The sequence below is a fragment of the Facivitalis istanbulensis genome (assembly GCF_040560405.1).
Lineage (GTDB): Bacteria > Pseudomonadota > Alphaproteobacteria > Sphingomonadales > Sphingomonadaceae > Sphingomonas > Sphingomonas istanbulensis.
This window is the reverse complement of record NZ_JAVSCQ010000002.1, coordinates 133,839-147,821: the sequence shown is the minus strand read 5'-3', so window position 1 is coordinate 147,821 and position 13,983 is coordinate 133,839. Positions and strand designations below refer to the sequence as shown.

At 65.3% G+C, this 13,983-nt stretch carries 12 protein-coding genes and 1 tRNA gene; 6 read left to right on the top strand and 7 right to left on the bottom strand.

Going from position 1 to position 13,983, the window contains the following annotated elements:
* Nucleotides 1-139 precede the first annotated feature (139 nt).
* Nucleotides 140-1,819, bottom strand: a complete 1,680-nt coding sequence (gene ettA, locus RN629_RS02115) for an energy-dependent translational throttle protein EttA (RefSeq protein WP_407033613.1) — start codon at nucleotides 1,817-1,819, stop codon at nucleotides 140-142.
* Nucleotides 1,820-1,926: 107 nt separating this feature from the next.
* Here ettA and RN629_RS02110 point away from each other — a divergent pair, with 107 nt between their 5' ends.
* The 4 genes from RN629_RS02110 to bfr all read left to right on the top strand — a co-directional run bounded on the left by RN629_RS02110 (nucleotide 1,927) and on the right by bfr (nucleotide 4,601).
* Nucleotides 1,927-3,324: a M20/M25/M40 family metallo-hydrolase gene (locus RN629_RS02110; RefSeq protein WP_407033612.1), complete on the top strand. Its 1,398-nt coding sequence runs from the start codon at nucleotides 1,927-1,929 to the stop codon at nucleotides 3,322-3,324.
* Nucleotides 3,325-3,511: 187 nt separating this feature from the next.
* Complete coding sequence (locus RN629_RS02105; protein WP_407033611.1) at nucleotides 3,512-3,778, top strand: hypothetical protein; 267 nt, start codon at nucleotides 3,512-3,514, stop codon at nucleotides 3,776-3,778.
* A 145-nt stretch (nucleotides 3,779-3,923) separates the two neighbouring features.
* Nucleotides 3,924-3,999, top strand: a tRNA-Ile gene (locus tag RN629_RS02100).
* A gap of 89 nt (nucleotides 4,000-4,088) precedes the next feature.
* The gene (gene bfr / locus RN629_RS02095) at nucleotides 4,089-4,601 is read left to right on the top strand and encodes a bacterioferritin (protein ID WP_407033610.1); all 513 of its coding nucleotides are present in this window, start codon (nucleotides 4,089-4,091) and stop codon (nucleotides 4,599-4,601) included.
* A 303-nt stretch (nucleotides 4,602-4,904) separates the two neighbouring features.
* Here the strand turns inward: bfr and der are convergent, their stop codons facing one another.
* The 5 genes from der to RN629_RS02070 all read right to left on the bottom strand — a co-directional run bounded on the left by der (nucleotide 4,905) and on the right by RN629_RS02070 (nucleotide 9,745).
* Nucleotides 4,905-6,275 (bottom strand): ribosome biogenesis GTPase Der, encoded by a 1,371-nt coding sequence (der, locus tag RN629_RS02090; protein ID WP_407033609.1) that lies wholly within the window; start codon nucleotides 6,273-6,275, stop codon nucleotides 4,905-4,907.
* 88 nt (nucleotides 6,276-6,363) lie between these two features.
* Nucleotides 6,364-7,686: an outer membrane protein assembly factor BamB family protein gene (locus RN629_RS02085; protein WP_407033608.1), complete on the bottom strand. Its 1,323-nt coding sequence runs from the start codon at nucleotides 7,684-7,686 to the stop codon at nucleotides 6,364-6,366.
* On the bottom strand, nucleotides 7,683-8,351 hold the full coding sequence (locus RN629_RS02080) for a tetratricopeptide repeat protein (RefSeq protein WP_407033607.1): 669 nt from the start codon (nucleotides 8,349-8,351) through the stop codon (nucleotides 7,683-7,685). Before RN629_RS02080 ends, RN629_RS02085 begins: the two co-directional genes overlap by 4 nt.
* A 138-nt stretch (nucleotides 8,352-8,489) precedes the next feature.
* Nucleotides 8,490-9,350: a 3-methyl-2-oxobutanoate hydroxymethyltransferase gene (gene panB / locus RN629_RS02075; RefSeq protein WP_407033606.1), complete on the bottom strand. Its 861-nt coding sequence runs from the start codon at nucleotides 9,348-9,350 to the stop codon at nucleotides 8,490-8,492.
* A gap of 50 nt (nucleotides 9,351-9,400) precedes the next feature.
* The gene (locus tag RN629_RS02070) at nucleotides 9,401-9,745 is read right to left on the bottom strand and encodes an ArsC family reductase (RefSeq protein ID WP_407033605.1); all 345 of its coding nucleotides are present in this window, start codon (nucleotides 9,743-9,745) and stop codon (nucleotides 9,401-9,403) included.
* 135 nt (nucleotides 9,746-9,880) lie between these two features.
* Between RN629_RS02070 and RN629_RS02065 the strand changes: the two genes are divergently transcribed.
* Entirely contained in the window at nucleotides 9,881-11,935 is a 2,055-nt protein-coding gene (locus RN629_RS02065) for an NAD(+) synthase (protein WP_407033719.1), read from the top strand.
* Between the two features lie 108 nt (nucleotides 11,936-12,043).
* Nucleotides 12,044-12,688 carry a GntR family transcriptional regulator gene (locus tag RN629_RS02060; protein WP_407033604.1) on the top strand — a complete coding sequence of 215 codons (645 nt, stop codon included), beginning with the start codon at nucleotides 12,044-12,046 and terminating at the stop codon, nucleotides 12,686-12,688.
* Nucleotides 12,689-12,692: 4 nt separating this feature from the next.
* Here the strand turns inward: RN629_RS02060 and RN629_RS02055 are convergent, their stop codons facing one another.
* Nucleotides 12,693-13,982, bottom strand: a complete 1,290-nt coding sequence (locus tag RN629_RS02055; RefSeq protein ID WP_407033603.1) for an NAD(P)/FAD-dependent oxidoreductase — start codon at nucleotides 13,980-13,982, stop codon at nucleotides 12,693-12,695.
* Nucleotide 13,983 lies beyond the last annotated feature (1 nt).

The following is a 13,983-nucleotide window of genomic DNA, read 5'->3' as shown; positions in this document are numbered from 1 at the left end:
CAGAATAGGGGGGCGGCCACGCGATTTAAACCCGTAGGGAAGCGGACATCGGTCCGCCGGGCCGATCTTCCGCCCCAATATGACGACGCCCTCCCCGATCGCTCGGGAAGGGCGCGCTGTCATCGACGCTGAGGCAGCATCACCGCGTCAGCTTCTTATAGGCCAGCCGCGTCGGACGATCGGCGGCATCGCCCATGCGGCGGCGCTTGTCCTCTTCATACGACTCGTAATTGCCCTCGAACCATTCGACATGGCTATCGCCTTCAAAGGCGAGGATATGGGTGCAGAGACGGTCGAGGAAAAAGCGATCGTGGCTGATGACCACGGCGCAGCCCGCGAAGGTCTCAAGCGCCTCTTCCAGCGCGCGCAGCGTCTCGACGTCGAGGTCGTTGGTCGGTTCGTCGAGCAGCAGGACGTTGCCGCCCTCCTTCAGCATCTTGGCCATATGGACGCGGTTGCGCTCACCGCCCGACAACTGACCGACCTTCTTCTGCTGGTCCTGGCCCTTGAAGTTGAAGGCGCCGACATAGGCCCGCGTACCCAGTTCCTGCTTGCCGAAGCGGAACACGTCCAGCCCGTCCGAAATCTCTTCCCAGACATTCTTGTTGGGGTCGAGATGGTCGCGGCTCTGGTCTACATAGCCGAGGCGCACGGTCGAGCCGACCTCGATCGTTCCCGCATCGGGCTGTTCCTGACCGGTGATGAGCTTGAACAGCGTCGACTTGCCCGCGCCATTGGGTCCGATGACGCCGACGATACCGCCCGGCGGCAGCATGAAATCGAGATTTTCGAACAACAGCTTGTCGCCATAGGCCTTGGTCAGGCCCTTGGCCTCGATCACCTTGCCACCCAGACGTTCCGGGATCTGGATCAGGATCTGCGCCTTGCCGACCGCGCGATTCTCCTGCGCCGCCATCAGTTCGTCGAACGCGCGGATACGCGCCTTGGACTTGGTCTGGCGCGCCTTGGGGGTCTGACGCATCCAGGCCAGCTCGTCGGCGATCGCCTTCTGGCGGCCCGCCTCGTCGCGCTCTTCCTGCTCCAGCCGCTTGGCCTTCTTTTCCAGATAGCCGGAATAGTTCGACTCGTAGGTGTAGTAACGCCCCCGATCCAGTTCGAGCACCCAGTTCACGACATTGTCCAGGAAGTAACGATCGTGGGTGACGAGGATGACGTTGCCGGAATATTCCTTCAGGAAGTTTTCCAGCCAGGCCACGCTCTCGGCGTCCAAATGGTTGGTCGGCTCGTCGAGCAGAAGGATATCGGGCTTTTCGAGCAGCAGGCGGCACAGCGCTACGCGGCGACGCTCGCCACCCGACAGGCGCGACACATCGGCATCGCCCGGCGGGCAGCGTAATGCCTCCATCGCGATCTGGAGCTGGTTGTCGAGGCTCCAGCCGTCGACCGCATCGATCTTGGCCTGAAGCTCGCCCATCTCCTCCATCAGCGCGTCGAAATCGGTGTCATCCTGCGGATCGCCCATTTCGGCGGAGATCGCATTGAAGCGATCGACCAGGTCGGCGATCGGGCGCACGCCGTCGCGGACATTGCCCATCACGTCCTTCGTCGGATCGAGCTGCGGCTCCTGCGCCAGATAGCCGACGCGAATACCTTCGGCCGGCCAGGCTTCACCGGTGAAGTCCGGGTCCATGCCCGCCATGACCTTCATCAGCGTCGATTTGCCCGCACCGTTCGGGCCGATGATCGCGATCTTGGCACCCGGCAGGAACTGCAGGTGGATGTTGTTGAGAACAGGCTTGTTGGCGCCGGGGAAGGTCTTGGTCAGACCCTTCATCACATAGGTATATTGGACGGCCATGGCGGCGCGGGGCTCCGTGCTTTTTACGACTGTAGGATGACTTTGCGCCCATGTAGTCGGTGGGCGGGCAGTTGGCAAACCGAGGCGCGTGCGCAACAGTCCCACGTATGAAACGCCTCGCCCTCGCGGCCTTGACCGCCTCCGCCCTTCCCACACCCACGCTGGCCCAGCGGACGCCAGCGCCACCGCCAGTCATGATCCCCGCCGAGGTAACCCGACTGCGCGACGCCGCCCTGTCGGACACGACGGCCTGGGACATCGTCGAAGGGCTGACGACCGAGGTCGGCCAGCGCCTGGCGGGCACCGAAGCGGAGGCGCGGGCCCGTGCCTGGGCCGTGAGGCGGTTGACGGCGCTGGGGTTCAGCAATGTCCGTATCGAGCCCTATCGCATGCCGGTCTGGGAACGCGGTGCGGAAAGCGCCGAGATACTGGCCCCCTTCCCGCAAAAGCTGACGCTGGCCGCGCTCGGCCATTCCGGTGCGACACCCACGGAAGGTCTGACCGCCGAGGTCGCCTTCTTCTCCAGAATGACGGATTTTCAGGCCGCTCCCGACAGCGCGATCCGGGGGCGCATCGTCTATATCGGCAATGCCATGCCGCGTACGCAGGACGGGTCTGGCTATGGCCAATATGGCACCGCGCGCTTCACCGGCCCCGCGCTGGCGGCCCGGCGCGGGGCGGTCGCGATCGTCATCCGCTCGATCGGCACCGACCATCATCGCTTTCCGCACACCGGGACCACCGACTTTCCCGATGGCGTACGGCCGATCCCCGCCGCCGCGCTCGCCGTCCCGGACGCCGAACAGCTCGAGCGGATCGCCGCCCGCGGCAGGCCGGTGCGGATGAAGCTCGTGCTGACGCCCCGTATGGTCGGTCTCCGCGAATCGGGCAATGTCATCGCGGAGGTCCCGGGCAGCGATCCGTCCGCCGGCATCGTTCTGGTCGGCGGGCATCTCGATAGCTGGGATCTGGGCACCGGCGCGATCGACGACGCCAGCGGGCTCGCCATCACCACCGCAGCGGCAAAGCGCATCATGGCTGCGGGGCAACCGCGCCGCACGATACGCATCGTCTGGTTCGGCGCCGAGGAGGTCGGAGGCCTTGGCGGAGCGGCCTATGCCAAGGCCCATGCGGACGAGCGGCATGCCACGGCATCCGAAAGCGATTTCGGTGCCGACCGGATCTGGCGGTTCCAGGTCAACCTGCCCGCCTCCGCCGCGCCCATCGCCGACCGCCTTCAGGCCGCGCTCGCGCCGCTCGGCATTAGCCGGGGCCGGGACAAGGGCGGCGACGGGACCGATATCGCGCCGACGCTCGCGCTCGGCACCGCCGCGATCGATCTGAACCAGTCGGGCTGGGACTATTTCGACATCCACCATACACCCGACGATGTGCTGGACCGGGTGGACCCGGCGACACTGCGTCAGAATGTCGCGGCATGGACCGCGATGCTGGCGGTGGTCGCCAATGCCCCCGAATCGATCGACCCCGTAACGAATCGCTAACCATCCGAGATCATCGTTTCGTAACGACAAGGCCTTGAAAAAGCCCGATCCATGCCATCGGTTCGTCGCGAACCTTGCTTGTCGGTGAATTTTGCGGATTGACCGCGATGAACCGCACGTTATTTGTGCCGCTTCGCGACGGCATTCGGGTCGGCCGCGATGATTGCTTATGCTTGGGAGCATTCGGATGAAGAAGATTGCCTTTGTTCTCGCTGCCGCCGGCCTGATGTCCGTGGCCGCCTGCACGAAGTCGCCGGAAGCGGCCGCTGTTGAAAACAACGCGGACATGCTGGCTGACAACATGGAAATGCAGGCCGACAACCTCGAAGCGGTTGCCGACAACACCTCGAACACCGCCGCTGCTGCGACGCTCGAGAACGCTGCCGACAACATCAACGCTGCTGCCGACAACGTCCGCGACGCGGCCGCTGCCAAGGCAGACAACGTTCAGTAATGTCGCCTCGGACCTTCGGGTCCGAAGCGCCGACTGAATGGTCGGATAAGGGCGCTTTCCTCGCGAAGGCGCCCTTTTTCTTTGAAGAATGGGCCATCTTTCCGTTGCGAACGCGACTGGCGTGACGCTACGGAGACACCGGGTGGGGCCTGTAGCTCAATGGTTAGAGCTGGCCGCTCATAACGGCTAGGTTGCGGGTTCGAGTCCTGCCGGGCCCACCAGACATAAAACGCCATTTGCGGGGAAGAAGGCTCTTGCGGTCCCCTTCCCCACGCCTAGGATGCCGCCCGAAACTATCAAGGATGGGCATATGGCTCCCAAGGGCGACCCTCGGGTCATCGAATATCTGAACGAGGCGCTCAAGAACGAGCTGACCGCGATCAACCAGTATTTCCTCCATTATCGCCTGCTGGATCACTGGGGCGTCTACAAGCTCGCCCAGTTCGAATATCAGGAATCCATCGACGAAATGCGCCACGCCGACCTGCTGGCGGAGCGCATCCTGTATCTCGACGGCCTGCCCAATTTCCAGCTGCTCGGCCGCCTGCGCATCGGCGAAACGGTCGAGGAAGTCCTGAAGGGCGACCTGGCGATCGAGATCGAAGCCGTGGCCCAGCTCAAGGAAGCCATCGCCTATTGCGAAGAGGTGAAGGACTATGTCAGCCGCGACCTCTTCCAGCGCATTCTCGCCAGCGAGGAAGAGCATGTCGACACGCTCGAACGCCAGTTCGAGATGATCGCACGCATGGGCATTCAGAATTACGTCCAGCTCAATGCCATGGCGGAGAACGACACCCCCAAGGCGGGCGCCGGATCGCACTGAACGAAAAAGGGGCGGCCTTCCGGGCCGCCCCCTAAAAGCCGACATCGTCTCTCAGGGCGACGAAGCCACCTTATGGACAGAGAGACGCTATTCCCGTCGCGTCACTCAGGCGTTGAACACAGTGTTGCCTGGACGGCCATGTTACCCAGCACCGGCACGCGGCAGCAGCCTGCTACATCGCGAAAAGCAACAGGCAGCCGCCGGCCCCGGCCTGGGCTGAGACGGTCGGAGCGGCCGGCCTACACGCCCGAGCGTGCTGACCTCAAGCAGGAGGCGGGCGACATGGCGCCCGCCCCGAGCCCATCAATCCTTCTTGGCAAACGGGTTCTTCGGTGCGCGGAGCGTCAGCCGCACCGGCACGGCGCCAAAGCCCAGTTCGCGGCGCATCGAATTGACCAGATAGCGTTCATAGCTGGCTGGCAACTGATCCACCCGCGTCCCGAAGATCACGAAGCTCGGCGGACGCGACTTGATCTGGGTCACATAGCGTAGCTTGATCCGCTTGCCACCGGGCGCGGGCGGGGGGTTGGCGTCGACGGCACGCTCGAACCAGCGATTGAGTTCGCCGGTCGGCACGCGCTTGGACCAGGCGGCGCGAGTCTCGAACCCGGCCTCTATCAATGTGTCCAACCCCTTCCCCGTAGCGGCGGAGACCGCCAGCAGCGGCACGCCCTTTACCTGGCTGAGCCCATCCTCCAGTGCCTTGCGGACACCGTTGAACAGCGATGAGGGGTTCTCGGCCACATCCCATTTGTTGAGCGCGATGATGAGCGCACGCCCCTCCTCCAGCACACGGTCGGCGATGCGCAGATCCTGAGCCTCGAGACCCAGGGTCGCGTCGAGGAGCAATACCACGACCTCGGCGAAATCGACTGCGCGCAGGGCGTCGGCGACGGACAGCTTCTCCAGCTTGTCCTGCACCTTGGCCTTCTTGCGCATTCCCGCCGTATCGATCAGGCGGACCTGCCGCACCTCGCCGTCGCGATCGCGCCATTCCCAATCGATCGCGATCGAATCCCGGGTAATGCCGGCCTCCGGCCCGGTGATGAGCCGATCCTGCCCCAGGAAGCGGTTGATAAGGGTCGACTTGCCCGCATTGGGCCGCCCGACGATCGCCAGCTTGAGCGGAGCATAGGGGTTGTCGAGATCGACGTCCTCCTCTTCCTCCACCTCGCGATCGATATAGGGCAGCAACGCCTCGAACAGGTCGCCCACGCCCTCGCCATGTTCGGCCGACAGCTGGACCGGATCGCCGAAACCAAGCGCCAGCGCCTCAAGAATGCCCTGTTCCGCCGCGCGGCCCTCGGCCTTGTTCGCCGCCAGCACGATCGGCGTGTCCGAACTTCGCAGCCACCGCGCGATTTCCTCGTCCAGCGGCACGACCCCGGCGCGCGCATCGACCAGGAACAACGCGACATCGGCCTCGGCCACCGCCGCCTCGGTCTGGCGGCGCATCCGGCCGGGGAGCGTATCAGGGTCTTCGTCTTCATAGCCCGCCGTGTCGATCACACGGAAATCCAGGCCCAACAGATGCGCGTCGCCTTCGCGCCGGTCGCGCGTCACGCCCGGCCGGTCATCGACCAGCGCCAGCTTCTTGCCGACCAAACGATTGAACAGCGTCGACTTGCCGACATTGGGCCGGCCGACGATCGCGACGATAGGGAGATTTGCCATCGGCGTGCGTTAGCGAAAGGCGGTGGCTTCGTCACGAGGCGATTGCACGGTCTTTCCCCTTCGCGATGAAGGGGAAAGACCGGACACCTTACTTATAGGCGGTAATCCGCCCCTTCTGATTCAGGACATACAGTGTCCCGTTCGCCACGATCGGCGGCAGCGAGAAGGGCGTGTTGGTCTTGACCTTCGCCTGGACGGTGCCATCGCCCGGATTGGCGTAGACGATCTGCCCCTCCGAATTGGTCAGGATCAGCCGATTGCCGGCTAGCACCGGACCAAACCAGATGATCGGACCGATCTTCTTCTTTTCCTTGCGGAAACGTTGAAGCTGCGCGATCCACCGTGCCTTGCCGCTCGACCGGGCAAGCGCGACCAAGCGGGCATCGTCGGTGACCAGGAATATCCATTCGCCCGCGATCCAGGGCGTGGAAATCCCGGCGAAATTCTGTTCCCACAGGCGCTGGCCGGTCGACAGTTCGAGCGCCACCATGCGGCCGCCCTGGCCCAGCGCATAGACGCGCCCCTGGTCGATGACTGGCGCGGCGTCGATGTCGGACAGCGTCGATACCGAGGTCGAGATGCTGGTCCGCGACAGCGCATCCTGCCACAGCATCCGGCCATTCTCATACCGATAGGCGTTGAGTTCGCCGCTCGAGAAACCGGCCACCACCGTACCCTGGCTGGCGGCCGGAGCCGCAACGCCCAGCACGCCCTGCGTCTCTAGCGTCCCCTGCCCCGCCCAGACGACCTTCCCGTCGGTCTGGTTGATCGCGTAAAGCTGATTATCCTGGGTCAGGACGTACACATTGCCATTGGCGATGGTCGGCGATCCGCGCAGCGGGCCGCTCGGCTTGGCCCGCCACAGCACCTTGCCGTCGGCGGCATTGGCGGCGATCACATCGCCCAAGCCGTCCGTCGCATAGACCGTGCCGCTATCATAGCTGGCCCCGCCGCCAAAGCGCGCCAGCCGATTCTCATTACCCTCGGTGATCTCGGCCGACCAGAGGCGCGTGCCGGTATCCGCGGTAAAGGCGACGAGGCGCCCTTGCGCATCGACCACGAACAGCTTGTTCTCGGCGACCACCGGCGGCGACGCCAGCGGATCGCGGACCGAACCGCCGTCGATCGAGGCCTGCCATAGCCGTTGCGGCTGCTCGGCCAGGGTCAACTGCCCCATCGATTTGGCGGCGTTACCGCCCGGCTGCGACCAATCGGGATTGACCTGGGGCGCGGGCAGCATGACCTGCACATCGGCGATCGTCTTATCCGCTTCGACCCCGCCTTCCGACACCAGGATCGGCACCCGGTTGCCGATGGTCGGCGTCTTTTTGGGCGCGCCCTTGAATACCCCGCAGGCGCCAAGCGCCATCAGCGCCGCCAGCGCCGCGGACGTCCGAAAATGCTTCGTCATTGGGTCTTGGTGTCCTCAATCTGTCCCACGGCGTCGACCCCCAATACGCTGGCCATCTGAACCGCGCGTTGCCGCAATGTATCGGGCACATCCTTGTCACTGGCAATCTGGCCGAACAGGCGGCCCGCCTGATCGCGCTTGTTCATCCGCAGATAGGCGACCGCCACCATCTCGCCCGCACTGCCGAACCAGGCATTGCCGGGCACGGCGAACGCCCCCAGCCGCGCGATGACGGCGTCGGGCTTCAGCGTATCATACTCGGCCATCGTCTGGCGTATGAGCGCCAGATCGCGGAAAGGCTGCGCCAGCGACGCGTCGTTCGCGACCGTCGCAAAGCGGGCCGCAGCGCCCTTCAGATCATTCTTCTGCAGCAGGATATCGGCCTGGGTGAACTGGGCCAGCGCGCGATAGGCATCGACATCGGCCCCGGCCAGCGTCTTCAGCTTTGCTTCGGCCGTCTTGGTATCGTTCTGCCCCAGCGCGTCATAGGCCGTCTGCAACTGCTCGCCATCGGTGGCGGCGCCCTCATGCTGGCGATGCTGCCAATAGAGATAGCCGCCAAAGGCGATCAATAGCACGATGATCAGACCGCCGACCACCAGACCCCAGCGGGTCCAGAACCGGGTCAGCCGCTCCCGACGCAATTCGTCATCGACCTCGCTCATGAAGGCCTGGCTGGATTGAGGCGTTAGGGCCAAGACGAACTCCGCTATTCGTGGTCGGGGCAACAATGAAGCCGCGACCTTTAGCGAGGCGCGAGCCCGCTGGGAAGAAGGTGCGGGGAAGAACTGTGCCAGCCGCCATCAATCCCGCGGTGCATAGATCTGCTCGGGTCCCGGGAACCGTCGGGCGCGGACATCCTCGGCATAGAGGCGCGCCGCCTCGCCGATCCGTTCGCCCATGGTCTCGTAACGGCGGACGAAGCGCGCGGTACGGTCGAACAGGCCCAGCATGTCCTCGCCGACCAGAACCTGCCCGTCGCATTCGGCCGACGCCCCGATACCGATGGTGGGACATGCGATGGCCCTGGTGATCTCGATCGCGATCGGCTCGACTACGCCTTCGATGACCACCGAGAAGGCCCCCGCTTCTGCAATGGCGGTCGCGTCGGCGACGATCTTCTGTGCTTCCTCGGGCGTGCGGCCCCGCGCGCCATAGCCGCCCAGCACATTGACCGCCTGTGGCGTGAGACCGACATGTCCCATCACCGGGATGCCGCGTTCGACCAGAAAGCGCACGGTCGGCGCCATCGTCACCCCGCCTTCCAGCTTCACCGCCGCCGCGCCGGTCTGCTTGAGCAGCCAACTGGCATTTTCAAAGGCCTTTTCGGGGCTCGCCTCGTAGCTGCCGAAGGGCAGGTCGATCACCACCACCGCATGATAGCTGCCGCGCACCACCGCCGCACCATGCGCCGCCATCATCTCCAGCGTGACCGGCACGGTCGAGGGCAGCCCATAGATGACCTGGCCCAGACTGTCGCCGACCAGCAGCATGTCGCAATGCGGATCGAGCAGCTGCGCCGAGCGCACTGTGTAGGCTGTCAGCATGACCAGCGGTGTCGCGCCCTTCGCGCGCCGGATGGCGGGGATGGTCAGCCGCTTCATCGGGGCGGGCATGGGATTGGCGCGACTCGTCGCGGTGTCGATCGTGTAGGTCGTGGACATGCGCCGCGCTCTACTCCCCCTCGTCGCCCGGCTCCACCCCCTCCAATCCGTCAGAAGATTTCGGCGTAGCGCTCCGGCTTGAAGCCGATGGTCAGCGCGCCGTCCCGGTCGAGCACCGGGCGCTTGATGAGCGAGGGCTGCGCCTGCATCAGCCGGATCGCCTTGTCGGCATCGATATCCTGCCGATCCGCCTCGTCCAGCTTGCGAAAGGTGGTCCCGGCGCGGTTGAGCAGCGGCTCCCAACCGACCTGATCCACCCAGCCGCGCAAGCTTGCGTCATCAATGCCTTCGGTCTTGTAGTTGTGGAACCGATAGGCGACGCCGTGCTCGTCGAGCCACACCCGGGCCTTCTTCATCGTGTCGCAGTTTGGAATACCGTAAAGGGTGACGCTCATCGCATCCTCGCATCGTCGTGAATGGCGTCGCCTTAAGCCGGGGGGACCGCCCGAGCCAAGGGGCGGCATGGCCGTGCGGGTCCGCCACGGCGACGCGGGGTGGCATGTCCGGGCCGCCGGCGCTATCCCGGCATCATGCAGGATCACCCCTTCTACGCTCGTCATTCCCATGGCCTGATCCGCGTTGCCGCCGCGACGCCCGCCGCGTCGGTCGGCGACGCCCAGGCCAATGCACAGGCGATGCTGGACCTGGCACGGGCGGCGGATGAGGACGGGGTCGACCTGATCGTCTATCCCGAGTTGTCGCTGACCTCCTATGCGATCGACGACCTGCATCTGCAGGGGGCCATGCACCGCGCCACATATGAGGCGCTGGGCGCGATGGTGGATGCCAGCGCCGCCTTGTCGCCCGTCCTGCTGGTCGGTGCCGCCCTGCCGCGCAACGGACGGCTGTACAATTGCGCCGTCGCCATTTCGCGCGGGCGTATCCTGGGCGTCGTTCCCAAGACGTTCCTGCCCAACTACCGCGAATATTATGAGAAGCGCTGGTTCGCGAGCGGCGCGGGGCTGACCGGCCTCACGATCGAGCTCGATGGCCAGTCGGTTCCCTTCGGCACCGACCTGATCTTCGCCGCGGAGGATGTGCCCGGCTTCGTATTTCACGCCGAGATTTGCGAGGATTACTGGGCCCCCACCCCGCCTTCCACGCTCGGCGCGCTGGCTGGGGCGACCATCTGCTGCAACCTGTCGGCCTCCAACATCGTCATCGGCAAGGCGCGCGACCGGGCGATGCTCGCCGCCGCCCAGTCCACGCGGGCGGCCTGCGCCTATGTCTATTCGGCGGCGGGGCTTGGCGAAAGCACGACCGATCTGGCCTGGGACGGCCAGGGATTGATCCACGAACTGGGCGAATTGCTGGCCCAGTCGGCGCGTTTTGCGCACCAGCCTTCGCTCACCATGGCGGACGTCGATGTCGAGCGGGTCGTGCAGGAACGGCTCCGCTTCGGCACGTTCAACGATGCGGCGGCCTTTGCCGGGCACCCGGAGCGCGCGTTCCGGCGCATCCGCTTCGTCCATGCCCCCGAGGCCGGCGATCAGGGGCTGGTGCGGCCGGTCGCGCGCTTCCCCTTCGTCCCGGACGATCCCGCACAGCGCGATGCGGATTGCTTCGAAGCCTATAATATCCAGGTCGAGGCGCTGGCGAAAAGACTGGCGGCGACCGGTTCAAGGACGCTCGTCATCGGCGTTTCGGGGGGGCTCGACTCCACCCATGCGCTGATCGTCGCGGCCAAGGCCACCGACCGGCTCGGCTGGAGCCGTGATCGGATCATGGCCTATACCATGCCGGGCTTCGCGACCGGGGAAGGGACGAAGGCCAACGCCTGGTCGCTGATGCGCGCGCTGGGCGTATCGGCGCAGGAAATCGACATCCGCCCCGCCGCGCGGCAGATGCTGGCGGACATGGACCATCCCTTCGCGCGCGGCGAAGCGGTGCATGACGTCACCTTCGAGAATGTGCAGGCCGGGTTGCGCACCGATTATCTGTTCCGGCTGGCCAATCAGCATGGCGGGATCGTCCTGGGCACTGGCGATCTGTCCGAGTTGGCGCTCGGATGGTGTACCTATGGCGTCGGCGACCAGATGAGCCATTACGCGGTCAATGCGGGCGTACCCAAGACGCTGATCCAGTTCCTGATCCGCTGGTGCATCCGCACCGGGCAATATGACGACACGACCAATGTGGTTCTCTCCGCGATCCTGGCGCAGGAAATCTCGCCCGAGCTGGTGCCTGCGGGCGCGGACGGCGCGATGCAATCGACCGAGGCGATGATCGGGCCCTATGCGCTCAACGACTTCTTCGCGCATTACGTCATCCGTCATGGCCTGAAACCGTCGAAGATCGCCTTTCTTGCCTGGCATGCGTGGCGGGATGCGCAGGCCGGAGCATGGCCGGAGGATCTGCCGCAGGATGCGCGGGTCGCCTATGACCTGCCGACCATCCGCCACTGGCTGGAACGTTTCCTGATCCGCTTTTTCCGCACCAGCCAGTTCAAGCGGTCCGCGCTGCCCAATGGTCCCAAGGTTTCGCCCGGCGGCGCGCTGTCGCCGCGCGGCGACTGGCGCGCGCCATCGGATGGCACCGCCGAGCCATGGCTGGCCGAGTTGCGCGACGAACTGCCTCCCGTCTGACCGAAGCGGACTTGGCAGCGCTTGTTCATCGGCGCTAAGGTCCAATCGTTTCGTCACAGGGACGATGATTTCACAGGCTCCTCCCGGCCTGTCGGCACGAGAGTAACCATGAGTCTTGTCGTTCGCACTTTGTCCGAACAAATCTTCACGATTATCCGAGAACGTATCATCAGCGGCGACCTGCCAGAGGAACAGCCGATCCGACAGGACGCATTGGCCAATGAACTGGGCGTCAGCAAGATTCCATTGCGCGAGGCTTTGGCCCGTCTGGAACAGGAAGGGCTGCTGACCAGCCAGGCCAATCGCGGCTTCTTCGTCCGCTCGCTGGGCGCCAGCGAAGCAGAAGAGATCTATGAATTGCGGCTGGCCATCGAGCCCGATGCCGCCGCGCGCGCCAGCCTGATCGCCACACCGGCGGACCATGACGCCGCACAGGCCGCGCTGGCCGCGCTGGACGTCGCCGCCCGCGACGCGTTGCACGAGGTCGCGCTCCTTAACCGCGCCTTCCACCTCGCGCTGGTCCGCCCGTTCGGCGGGACGCTGACCTTCCAGCTGATCGAGCGGTTGCAGGTGCTGGCCGAGCGCTATGTCGTGCAGCATCTCAAGCCCGCAGGACGCGAAGACCGTGCGCACCAGGAGCATCGGGCGCTGCTCGACGCGTGGCTGTCGCGCGACGGCGCGAAGGTCTCCGCGCTGCTGATCGACCATGTCCGTGCGACGATGGTCGATCTGCGCGGGCAGCTCAAACGCTGATCCGTTATCGGCCGCGGGGCGGCACCGGCGTGGTGATGATACGCGCGCCGCGCCGATAGGTCAGATAGCGCCACAACCATTGCAGGCTGACCCGGACACGCTGCGCCGTATTCACCAGCAGCACGACATGGACGATCGCCCAGAGCATCCAGGCGGGATAGCCCTTCATCCGGTAGCGGCCGAAATCGAAGATCGCGTGATGGCGGCCAATGATGGCCGCATTGCCGCGATTGTAAAAGTGAAACGCGGACAGCGGTTCGCCCTTGATTATCGCGCGCCGCAGCCCCTTGCCCAGGAACCGGCCCTGCTGCTGCGCTACCTGCGCAAGCCCGGGCAACGGCCTGCCGTCCTCGCCAAGGCAGGCCGCGACGTCGCCCATGGCGTAGACATGATCCAGCCCCTCGACGCTCAGGTCGGCGCAAACGGCGACCCGTCCTCCAGGCCCCGGCGGAACGCCCAACAGCTTGGCCGCACCGGTCGGGGCGACGCCCGCGCCCCACAACACCGTGCGCGCGGGGATGAACCGGCCACCGGCGGTCAACCCGTCCTCGGTAATGCGCTCCACCGGCGCATTGGTCATGATCTGGACGCCCAGCCTCTCCAGCGCTTTCGCCGCATAATCGGCCAGTGAATCCGGGAAAGCCGTCAGGAGACGCGGTCCGCCTTCGACGAGAATGATCCTGGCCGTTTCCGGTCGGATATGCCGGAAATCCGCAGTCAGCGCGTGGCGCGCAAGCTCAGCCACCGATCCCGCCATCTCCACGCCGGTCGGGCCGCCGCCGACGATCACGAAGGTCATCAGCGCCTCACGATCCGACGCGCCATCACGCTCCGCCTCCTCGAATGCGCTCAGGATACGCGAACGGATCAGCCGCGCTTCCTCGATCGACTTGCAAGCGGGGGCGACGCTGCGCCATTCGTCATGACCGAAATAGCTGCTCGTCGATCCCGTCGCGACGACGAGGCGGTCATAATGCAGCGTCTCGCCGCTCGCCAACGACACCTCCCGCGCCTGCGTATCGACGCTCGAGACCTCGCCCAGCACGACACCGATATTGGGGTAGCGGCCCAGCACGTGGCGGATCGGCTCCGCCACATCGGCCGGGGACAGCGCGGCCGTAGCGACCTGATAGAGCAGCGGGACGAAGAGGTGGTAATTGTTGCGATCGATCACCGTGACGCGGACGGCCGTGTTGCCCAGTTCCTGCGCAGCGGCCAGCCCGGCAAAGCCCGCACCGATAATGACAACATGGGGCAAATCCGAAACGCTGCCATTCCCGCCAACGGTCTTCATC

Coding starts and splice junctions, on each gene's coding strand:
- RN629_RS02065 (WP_407033719.1), top strand. CDS start 9,881: ATGCAGGATCACCCCTTCTACGCTCGTCATTCCCATGGCCTGATCCGC.
- RN629_RS02055 (WP_407033603.1), bottom strand. CDS start 13,982: ATGAAGACCGTTGGCGGGAATGGCAGCGTTTCGGATTTGCCCCATGTT.
- RN629_RS02105 (WP_407033611.1), top strand. CDS start 3,512: ATGAAGAAGATTGCCTTTGTTCTCGCTGCCGCCGGCCTGATGTCCGTG.
- panB (WP_407033606.1), bottom strand. CDS start 9,350: ATGTCCACGACCTACACGATCGACACCGCGACGAGTCGCGCCAATCCC.
- RN629_RS02080 (WP_407033607.1), bottom strand. CDS start 8,351: ATGAGCGAGGTCGATGACGAATTGCGTCGGGAGCGGCTGACCCGGTTC.
- RN629_RS02085 (WP_407033608.1), bottom strand. CDS start 7,686: ATGACGAAGCATTTTCGGACGTCCGCGGCGCTGGCGGCGCTGATGGCG.
- RN629_RS02110 (WP_407033612.1), top strand. CDS start 1,927: ATGAAACGCCTCGCCCTCGCGGCCTTGACCGCCTCCGCCCTTCCCACA.
- ettA (WP_407033613.1), bottom strand. CDS start 1,819: ATGGCCGTCCAATATACCTATGTGATGAAGGGTCTGACCAAGACCTTC.
- RN629_RS02070 (WP_407033605.1), bottom strand. CDS start 9,745: ATGAGCGTCACCCTTTACGGTATTCCAAACTGCGACACGATGAAGAAG.
- RN629_RS02060 (WP_407033604.1), top strand. CDS start 12,044: ATGAGTCTTGTCGTTCGCACTTTGTCCGAACAAATCTTCACGATTATC.
- der (WP_407033609.1), bottom strand. CDS start 6,275: ATGGCAAATCTCCCTATCGTCGCGATCGTCGGCCGGCCCAATGTCGGC.
- bfr (WP_407033610.1), top strand. CDS start 4,089: ATGGCTCCCAAGGGCGACCCTCGGGTCATCGAATATCTGAACGAGGCG.